The organism is Achromobacter sp. Bel, assembly GCF_012928505.1.
Classification (GTDB): Bacteria; Pseudomonadota; Gammaproteobacteria; order Burkholderiales; family Burkholderiaceae_B; genus Achromobacter.
The window spans coordinates 85,778-94,700 of the sequence record NZ_JABBJN010000023.1 but is presented as its reverse complement, the minus strand read 5'-3'; the positions used below and the strand labels follow the sequence as shown (position 1 = coordinate 94,700).

Below are 8,923 nucleotides of genomic sequence, written 5' to 3'. Positions count from 1 at the left end.
GATCTCGCGACGCGACGCGGGCGCCAGTTCGCGCCCCCCGCGTCCACAGCAGCGCGCGCCGCGCCTGCGCGACGACCAGTACATCGCCCCCGCCACGCCGGCGGGACGCTTCTACGACCCGTTCGAGGATGACGGCCCCGCACCGGAATTCGCCGCCGAAACCGACCACGACCCCGTGCGGGATCACGGCCAGGACGCCCAGCCGGAGTTCGTCGACGCGCGAGACGATACCCGCGAACGCGCCCCGACCATCGAAACCCGCAGCCGCGCCCCGCGCCAACCGCGCCCGGCGGAAGTGTTCACCGTGTTCGCGCCCTGCCCGCAAGGCCTGGAAGAGGCGCTGACCGCAGAGATGCAGGCCTTGGGCTACGAAGACGCCAAGGCAGGCCGCGCTGGCTGCTCGTTCACGGCCGATTGGGCCGGCGTGCAGCGCGCCAACCTGTATTCGCGCCTGGCCACCCGCATCCTGGTGCAGGTCGCGCACGCCGAGATCTCGCACGAAGACGACATCCTCGACCTGGCCCGCGATACCCCCTGGGAACGCTGGTTCGGCGCCGAACAGACGCTGCGCGTGGACACCTCGGCCATCAAGAGCCCGGTGCAAAGCCTGCAGTACTGCAATCTGCGCGCCAAGGACGGCATCTGCGACCGCCTGCGCGAACTGGAAGGCGAGCGCCCCAGCATCGACACGGTGCGCCCGGACGCCCGCGTCCACCTGTTCCTGACGGGCCACACCGCCACCCTGTACCTGGACACCTCCGGCGAGTCGCTGTTCAAGCGCGGCTGGCGCCTGGACAAGGGCGAGGCCCCGCTGCGCGAGAATCTGGCGGCCGGCATGCTGGCCCTGGCGGGCTGGGACCCGGCTGCGCCGTTGCTGGACCCGTTCTGCGGGTCGGGGACCATCCTGATCGAAGCCGCCTGGATCGCGCTGGGCGTGCCCCCGGGCATCTCGCGCCCGTTCGGCTTTGAGCGCCTGCGCGACCATGACGCCTACCGCTGGCGCGACCTGAAGGACGACGCCCGTTCGCGCATCCTGCCGCAGCTGGACGCGCCGCTGGTCGGCTACGACCTGGACCCGCAAGCCATTGAATTCGCCCAGAACAATGCCGAGCGCGCCTGGCTGACGGCCGATTCCATCCGTTTTGAAGTGGGCGACGCCCGCGATATCACGGCGCCCGCCGACCACGGCTGGATCGTCACCAACCCGCCCTACGGCGAGCGCATGCTGACCGAGCAGGACGCGGACCTGTGGCGCGATTGGGCCAGTTGCCTGAAGCGCAATTTCGCCGGCTGGCAGTTGCACGTCATCACCAGCGACCTGACCCTGCCCAACCAGATGCGCTTGAAGCCCAAGCGCCGCGTGCCGCTGCACAACGGCGCGCTGGACTGCCGTCTGTTCGGTTTCGAATTGGTCGCCGCCGGCTACCGCGACGCCTGATCGTGCGGCGCCCGGGGCGGCTTTCCGTCCTGGGCGCCAGCCGCTTTCCCGCCGGGATCCGCGCGTTGTAAAAGCGCCGCAACATGGTGCGCGTATCTTTGCTTATGGTGCCCCGCTGCTCGGTTTTGGGGCATTATCAGCATCAGGGTGTTGCCAAGTTGCACCTGCTTGCACCTTCCTCTTGCACAGTTTCAGGGTAAACCCTATAATTCGGGTTATCCCTAGTAGCAAACAACTGTGCAAGCCCGTGGAGGCTAACGTGATCAACCCGAACAACACCATCCGCCTGACCGACGAACTCGAGCGCCAACTGATGCTCCAGGCTATTGAAGAACAATTCCGTCCGCACCCGATGCGGGCGTTGGCCGCCGGCCTGCGTAAGCTGGCCCACGGCGTGAAGGCCCTGGCTGGCAAGACGAGCGCCAAGAACGCGCACTCCGCAGCCTAAAGACAGGCCTGGGCCTTAAGCGCTAAGGCCCGAAAGATTTTCCCCTTGGGGGCTGCATAGCCCCTTTTATAGACCCGCCCTTACCGGCGGGTTTTTTTTCGTCCTTCCCCAGCGCGCGAAGCGTGGGGGCCACCTCCTCCCGCCGGGCCGCCCCAAGGGGAGGAAAGCCCCCTCGGGGGGCAGAGAGCGCACGAAGTGCGCGAAGCGTGGGGGCTAACCATCCTCTTCTATAATCCCGGTCCATGACCACCGACGCCCTCCTTGACCAGACACCCAATCGGCTACGCCGATTCGCCTGCATGATGTACGAAGCCGTGCTGCTGTTTGGCGTGGTGTTCCTGGCGGGCTACCTGCTGGATACGTTGACGCAAAGCAAGAATGCGCTGGAGCTTCGCGGGGCGCGGCAGGCTTGGCTGTTTACCGCCATCGGCGCCTACTTCGTGCTGTGCTGGCGCCGCCGCGGCCAGACGCTGCCCATGAAGACCTGGAATATCCGGCTGGTGGACCGGGACGGCAATACGCCCAGCACGGCCCGCCTGATCCTGCGTTACGTGCTGGTCTGGCCGTTGGTCCTGGCGGGCGCCGCCGTGGTCTGGGGCGCGGCCAATCTCACTGGGTGGGCCTCGGTGGACATGTTCATCGTGGCTGCGCCCTTCACGATCTTCATCTGGTCCTGGCTCGACCCCGACGGCCAGTTCCTGCACGACCGCATCCTGGGCACGCGCCTGCGCAACGCGCCGCAGCGTCAGAAAGCCCGATAGGCCGACCGCCACACAAACTATTACAAACAGCAAAATCATGCGGCCAAATGGCTGCCTGCTTTCAGAAAGTTGAAAGTCGCCCGCCAAGACAATGAGGCCCCTTTAAACAGACGCCTCAAGACTCCCATGCGCGCTTTCATTTCCCGCCTGTCGCTGGCCGCCGCCAGCGCGCTGCTCTTCCTGCCTGCCGGCGCCTCGGCCCAAAATGCATCGGCCCAGCAGGAAATCGAATCCGCCATGAAAGCCGCCTTCGCCGCCGCCCAGCAAGGGCCGGCGGACGTGAAGCTTGGCGATCAGGCCGTGGTGCACCTGCCGCAGAACATGTTCTTCGTCCCGCGCTTCCAGGCCGAGCGCTTGATGCAGGCCTACGGCAACGGCAAGGATCCGTCGCTTTTGGGCGTGGTGATGCCCAAGAGCGACGAGGACGACTGGGTCGTCACCGTCAATTTCGACAAGGCCGGCTACATCAAGGACGACGACGCGCGGAACTGGAACGTCGGCGAACTGCTGGACAGCCTGCGCGAAGGCACCGAACAGTCCAACGAAGAACGCAAGAAGCGCGGCTTCCCCGAGCTGACCGTGGACGGCTGGGTCCAAGCCCCCAAGTACGACAGCAATACACAGCGGCTGGTCTGGTCGGTGGCCGCCAAGCACAAGGGCGCCGAGGCCGGCGAAGACCCCACGGTGAACTACAACACCTATGCGCTGGGCCGCGACGGCTACATCACGCTGGACCTGATCACCCAACAAAGCCTGGTGCCCAAGGACAAGACCGCCGTGCTGGCACTGCTGGACAACCTGAACTACGTGGACGGCAAGCGCTACGCCGATTTCGACTCTTCGACCGACAAGGTGGCGGAATACGGGCTGGCTGCGTTGGTGGCCGGCGTAGCGGCCAAAAAGCTGGGGCTTTTCGCCGTCATTGCCGCCTTCCTGGCCAAGTTCGCCAAGGTCGGGATCCTGGCGGCCGCGGCGCTGGGCGGCGGGCTGTGGAAGCGCCTGCGCGGCAAGAAGGCCGACGCGCAGCAGCCCTGAGCGGTTCCCGTGACGGCGGCGCCACGCAAGGCCGCGCCGTCGTCACAACAGCGTCACGGATCCTTCACACGCCCGTCATCGCCGGATGATTTCATCCTGAGGCATGACGACAGCCCACATGGAAGCGACCGTGAACGAAATCCGACCCGCGCACTGGCGTGCCCTCTGGATTTCCGATATTCACCTGGGCACTGCCGGGTGCAAGGCGGAATTCCTGCTCGATTTCCTGGATCACAATGATTCGGACACCCTGTATCTGGTGGGCGATATCGTGGACGGCTGGCAACTGCGCAAGCATTGGCACTGGCCCCGGGCGCACAACGACGTCATCCAGCGCATCCTGCGCAAAGCGCGCAACGGCACGCGGGTAGTGTTCGTCCCCGGCAACCATGACGAATTCGCCCGAGAATTCGCGGGCTACGCGTTCGGCGACATCGAGATCCTGGACGAAGACGTGCACGTCACGGCCAAAGGCCTGCGCCTGCTGGTGCTGCACGGCGACCAGTTCGACGGCGTGATCCAGCACAGCCGCTGGCTGGCCCACCTGGGCGACGGGCTCTACCAGTTGGCGCTGTGGATCAACCACCATTTCAACCGGCTGCGCCACCGGCTGGGGCTGCACTACTGGTCCCTGTCCCAATACTTGAAGCACAAGGTCAAGAACGCCGTCTCCTTCATCACGGATTTTGAAGAAGCGCTGGCCGGCGAAGCGCGCCGACGCGGCCTTGACGGCGTGGTCTGCGGCCATATCCACAAGGCCGAGCTGCGCGACGTGGGCGGCATCCTGTACTGCAATGATGGCGATTGGGTGGAAAGCCTGTCCGCCCTGGCCGAAACCCACGACGGCCAGCTGCAGCTGCTGGACTGGGCCGCCATCCAGGCCGAGAGGCAGACGGAACCCATCGCCCGCCCCCCGCGTTCGCTATCCCTGCCCGCCCTGCCCTCGGCACTGCGCCGCCAAAGCAAACACCCGTGATAACCCGTATGCGTCCCCATTACGCAACGGGGATATTGCAGTTCACGGCCCTCTAGGTCATGCTTGCATCTGAGGCAACGGGCGAGTTGGCCCGTTCACGCAGCTGCAACATGCTTACAACATAGGGCCATGAACGACCAATATCAGGCGCTCTACCAATCATTCCGCTGGCTGGTACCCACCCAGTTCAACATTGCGGATGCGTGCTGCCACCGCTGGGCATCCAGTAGTCCGGATGCGCGGCGCATTGCCATCTACTACGAAGATGAGTCCGGCAACCGCGAAGTCTGGACCTATGCCCGACTGGCCGAGGCCGTCAATCAACTGGCCAACGGCCTGGTAAAAATGGGCGTGGGCCGCGGCGATCGGGTCGGTGTCGTTTTGGGGCAACGCCCCGAAACCGTCGTCGCCCACATGGCCATCTACACGGTTGGCGGCGTCGTGCTGCCCCTGTCGGCCCTGTTCGGCCCCGAAGCGTTGGAAAGCCGCCTGCGCGACTCCGAAACCCGGGTCGCCATCGTGGACCACGCCTCCAGCGCCAACCTGCTGGCCGTCAGCGACAACTGCCCCAACCTGCAGCAGATCATCGGTATCGGCTTCGCGGACGAACGCGTGTTGCCCTGGCGCAGCCTGCTTGCCCGCCAGCCCAGCGAATTCAAGGCCATTCCGACGCGGTCGTCCGACCCCGCCATCCTGCTCTACACGTCGGGCACTACCGGCGCGCCCAAGGGTGCCCTGCTGCCGCACAGCGTGCTGATCGGCAACCTGCCGGGCTTCGTGGCCTCGCAGGACTGGTTCCCCAAGCCCGCCGACGTGTTCTGGTCGCCGGCCGACTGGGCCTGGACGGGCGGCATGATGGATGCGCTGCTGCCCACCCTGTATTTCGGTCACCCCATCGTGGGCACGCGCGGCCGCTTTTCCGCCGAGCGCGCGTTCGAGCTGATGGAGCGCTATCAGGTCACCAACACCTTCCTCTTTCCCACTGCCCTGAAGATCATGATGAAGGCGGTGCCGGAACCCCGCAACCGCTACCAGCTGGCTCTGCGCTCCATCATGAGCGCGGGCGAAAGCGTGGGCGAGACCGTCTTCGAATGGTGCCAATCGGCGCTGGGCGTGACGCCCAACGAGATGTTCGGCCAGACGGAAATGAACTATGTGGTGGGCAACAGCCAGAAGCGCTGGCCCGCCCGGCCGGGCAGCATGGGCCGTCCCTACCCCGGCCACCAGGTCGCGGTGCTGGACGATGCCGGCAAGCCCGTCGCCGCTGGCGAAACCGGCGAAATCGCCGTCAACCGGCTGGACATCCACGGCTATCCCGACCCGGTGATGTTCCTGGGCTATTGGCGCAACGAAGCTGCCACCCAGGCCAAATACAAGGGCGACTGGTGCCTGACGGGCGATCTCGCCACCCTCGATGCCGACGGCTACCTCTGGTATGCCGGCCGCGCGGACGACGTGTTCAAGTCGTCGGGCTACCGGATCGGCCCGGGCGAAATCGAAAGCTGCCTGATCGGGCATCCCGCGGTGGCCAACGCCGCCGTGGTGCCCAAGCCGGACGTCGAGCGCGGCGCCCTGGTCAAAGCGTATGTGGTGTTGACGCCCGAGTTCGCCCACCGCGACCGCGCCGATGTCATCGAAAACCTGCAGGAACACGTGCGCGAGCGGTTGGCGCCGTACGAGTATCCGAAGGAGATCGAATTCGTCGATGAGTTACCCATGACGACGACCGGCAAAATCCAGCGCCGCATCCTGCGCCTGCGCGAAGAAGAGCGCGCCCGCGCCGCCGCCCCGGCGTCGGCTCCCGCCCCGACCACGCCCCCCGCCCCGGCTCTGGTGCCCGCCGCTGCCGCGGCCGTTGACGTCAACGCGGCCCCGGGCGCCCCCGAAGAGAAGCAACCGGAGTCTTGAGGCAATGCCCATTTACCAGCTTGACGACCAGATCCCCCGCATCGACCCCGCCGCTTACGTGGCCGACAGCGCCGACATCATCGGCAATGTCACCTTGGAAGCGGGTGTCAGCATCTGGTCGAACGTATCGATCCGCGGCGACAACGACGCCATCCTGATCCGCCACGGCACCAATATCCAGGAATCCAGCGTCCTGCACGTGGACAGCGGCTGTCCCATGACCATCGGCCCCAACGTGACCGTGGGCCACCAGGCCATGCTGCACGGCTGCACCATCCACGAAGGCGCCCTGGTGGGCATGCAGGCGATCGTGCTGAACAACGCGGTCATCGGGCGCAATTGCCTGATCGGCGCCGGCGCGATCATCCCCGAAGACCGGATCATCCCCGACAACTCCCTGGTGATCGGCATCGGCAAGATCGTGCGCGAACTCTCCCAAGAAGAAATCGCCAATCTGCACAAAAACACCGCCCATTACGTGGCGCGGGGCCAACACTATAAGACCGCGCTGAAAAGGCTGGCCTGACCCTCCCGGGCAAACACCGAACCCCCTGCTGCCAGCAGGGGGAATCGCGCCCCTGATCGGCTAACATTCCGCTATGACCGATCAGCTTAAAAAATACCTTACCGAAGACCGCGGCGTCCGCATCCAGGCCGTGCGTCTGGACGCAACCTGGAAGGCCGTCCAGGCCAACCACGACTACCCGCCCGCCATCACCCACCTGCTGGGCGAACTGGTGGCCGCGTCCACCCTGCTTGCCGCCAACATCAAATTCGAGGGCTCGCTGGTGCTTCAGATCCAGGGCGACGGCCCCATCGCCCTGCTGGTGGTGGAATGCCGTTCCGACCTGAGCCTGCGCGCCACCGTCAAAGTCCGCGAAGGCCATGACGTGCCCGCCGACGGCACGATGCAAAGCCTGCTGAATCCCGGCGGCGCCGGCCGCTTCATCGTCGTGCTGGATCCGCAGCGCAAGCTGCCGGGCCAACAGGCCTACCAAGGTATCGTGCCGCTGGAAGGCGAGACCGTGGCGCAAGCCCTGCAGCACTACATGAAGGCGTCCGAGCAACTGGACACCCGCCTGTGGCTGGCGGCCGACGCCGACCATGCTGCCGGCATGCTGATTCAGCGCCTGCCCTACCACGGCGGTTCGGATGCACCGCTGCTGACCGAACAGGCCGCGGCGGAGACCTGGGATCGCACCAATGCGCTGGCCAGCACCCTCAAGCGGGACGAAGTGCTGGAAGCCGAGATCGACACGTTGATCCACCGCCTGTTCTGGGAAGACACGCTGTTGGCGTTCGATCCGGTGACGGTGCGCTGGCACTGCCCCTGCACCCGCGAGCGGGTGGCGAGCATGCTGCGTTCGCTGGGTGAAGAGGAAGTCAACAGCGTCCTGGCCGAGCGCGGCCAGGTGGACGTGTCCTGCGACTTCTGCGGCAAGCCCTACAAGTTCGACGCGGTCGACTGCGCCACCTTGTTTGCGCCCAACCAGCCGCCAGCCGACGACGCCCCCCCGACCGTGCATTGATTTCCCGCCGGCCCGCTTCCCGGGACGGTTTCATCCCTTCGGATTGTCCGCATCGACAGGCGGTCATGGCCGCGCCACACTGCGCAGCCATGACCGCCTTTTTCTTTGCCTGCCCGCGTCAGCGGGGCGCCGCCGCTATCGAATTCGCCGTGGCCGGCGCCTTGGTGCTGTTGCTGGGCCTGCTGGCAGTCGATGCCGCCCGTTGGCAGGCGGTGCGGCAAATAGCGCACCTGGCGCTGATGGAAGCCGCCCGGGCAGGCTCGACCGCCCACGGCAATCCCGCCCGCATTCGGCAGGCCTTTCAGCTCGCCTTGCTGCCCCTGCATGCCAGCGCCGAAGACGACGCCAGCAGAACCGGCACCCGACGCCGGCAGGAACGCGCCCAGGCCGGGACCGCGGCGCTGACCGGGCTGACCCCTTGGCGCATCGAAGTTCTGCAGCCCGACGCCCGCGCGTTCCGCGAGCACGGCCGCACCGGCCTGGTGGCGGCCGCCCCGGGCTTGCGTGCGATCGACAACGACTACCAGGATCTTCAACATGCGCGCCGGCCGCCCCGGCCAGGGGGCATGAGCGTCTTCGATGCGAACACGCTGAAGCTGCGCCTGACCTATTTGCACAGGCCCTTGCTGCCCCCCGTGCGCGTGCTGCTGGCGGCGTTGGGACGCGACGATGCCAGCTATGCGGGCGTGGCGCGTGCGCAGGGCTTACTGCCGATTCAGGTGGAACTGGAAATGGAGATGCACTCGCATCCGGTCGATTGGTCGGGCAAGGCGCCCCAACCGGAAGGAATGGTGTTTGGCGCCTGCCGCGACGCCCGTTGCCGCTAAG

General features: G+C 66.2%; 9 protein-coding genes. All 9 read left to right on the top strand.

What is annotated here, in order from left to right; all coding sequences use genetic code 11:
* Position 1: 1 nt before the first annotated feature.
* The 9 genes from HG262_RS16110 (at position 2) to HG262_RS16070 (ending at position 8,922) form a co-directional block, all read left to right on the top strand.
* Positions 2 to 1,438 carry a class I SAM-dependent RNA methyltransferase gene (locus HG262_RS16110; RefSeq protein WP_348984397.1) on the top strand — a complete coding sequence of 479 codons (1,437 nt, stop codon included), beginning with the start codon at positions 2 to 4 and terminating at the stop codon, positions 1,436 to 1,438.
* Positions 1,439 to 1,697: 259 nt separating this feature from the next.
* Positions 1,698 to 1,886 (top strand): hypothetical protein, encoded by a 189-nt coding sequence (locus HG262_RS16105; protein WP_035212795.1) that lies wholly within the window; start codon positions 1,698 to 1,700, stop codon positions 1,884 to 1,886.
* Positions 1,887 to 2,128: 242 nt separating this feature from the next.
* Entirely contained in the window at positions 2,129 to 2,647 is a 519-nt protein-coding gene (locus HG262_RS16100) for an RDD family protein (RefSeq protein ID WP_169271959.1), read from the top strand.
* Between the two features lie 126 nt (positions 2,648 to 2,773).
* Positions 2,774 to 3,682, top strand: coding sequence for a DUF2167 domain-containing protein (locus HG262_RS16095; protein ID WP_169271958.1), 909 nt, complete (start codon positions 2,774 to 2,776; stop codon positions 3,680 to 3,682).
* A 103-nt stretch (positions 3,683 to 3,785) separates the two neighbouring features.
* Complete coding sequence (locus HG262_RS16090; protein WP_211187387.1) at positions 3,786 to 4,658, top strand: UDP-2,3-diacylglucosamine diphosphatase; 873 nt, start codon at positions 3,786 to 3,788, stop codon at positions 4,656 to 4,658.
* 129 nt (positions 4,659 to 4,787) lie between these two features.
* Positions 4,788 to 6,566, top strand: coding sequence for an AMP-binding protein (locus HG262_RS16085; RefSeq protein WP_169271956.1), 1,779 nt, complete (start codon positions 4,788 to 4,790; stop codon positions 6,564 to 6,566).
* Between the two features lie 4 nt (positions 6,567 to 6,570).
* On the top strand, positions 6,571 to 7,092 hold the full coding sequence (locus HG262_RS16080; RefSeq protein WP_169271955.1) for a gamma carbonic anhydrase family protein: 522 nt from the start codon (positions 6,571 to 6,573) through the stop codon (positions 7,090 to 7,092).
* 73 nt (positions 7,093 to 7,165) lie between these two features.
* Positions 7,166 to 8,095 carry an Hsp33 family molecular chaperone HslO gene (gene hslO / locus HG262_RS16075; RefSeq protein WP_169271954.1) on the top strand — a complete coding sequence of 310 codons (930 nt, stop codon included), beginning with the start codon at positions 7,166 to 7,168 and terminating at the stop codon, positions 8,093 to 8,095.
* 89 nt (positions 8,096 to 8,184) lie between these two features.
* Complete coding sequence (locus HG262_RS16070) at positions 8,185 to 8,922, top strand: TadE/TadG family type IV pilus assembly protein (protein ID WP_169271953.1); 738 nt, start codon at positions 8,185 to 8,187, stop codon at positions 8,920 to 8,922.
* Position 8,923 lies beyond the last annotated feature (1 nt).

What these genes read in the sequence shown, in the direction of transcription:
- hslO (WP_169271954.1), top strand. Translation starts at nt 7,166, where the DNA reads ATGACCGATCAGCTTAAAAAATACCTTACCGAAGACCGCGGCGTCCGC.
- HG262_RS16085 (WP_169271956.1), top strand. Translation starts at nt 4,788, where the DNA reads ATGAACGACCAATATCAGGCGCTCTACCAATCATTCCGCTGGCTGGTA.
- HG262_RS16080 (WP_169271955.1), top strand. Translation starts at nt 6,571, where the DNA reads ATGCCCATTTACCAGCTTGACGACCAGATCCCCCGCATCGACCCCGCC.
- HG262_RS16070 (WP_169271953.1), top strand. Translation starts at nt 8,185, where the DNA reads ATGACCGCCTTTTTCTTTGCCTGCCCGCGTCAGCGGGGCGCCGCCGCT.
- HG262_RS16100 (WP_169271959.1), top strand. Translation starts at nt 2,129, where the DNA reads ATGACCACCGACGCCCTCCTTGACCAGACACCCAATCGGCTACGCCGA.
- HG262_RS16090 (WP_211187387.1), top strand. Translation starts at nt 3,786, where the DNA reads ATGACGACAGCCCACATGGAAGCGACCGTGAACGAAATCCGACCCGCG.
- HG262_RS16095 (WP_169271958.1), top strand. Translation starts at nt 2,774, where the DNA reads ATGCGCGCTTTCATTTCCCGCCTGTCGCTGGCCGCCGCCAGCGCGCTG.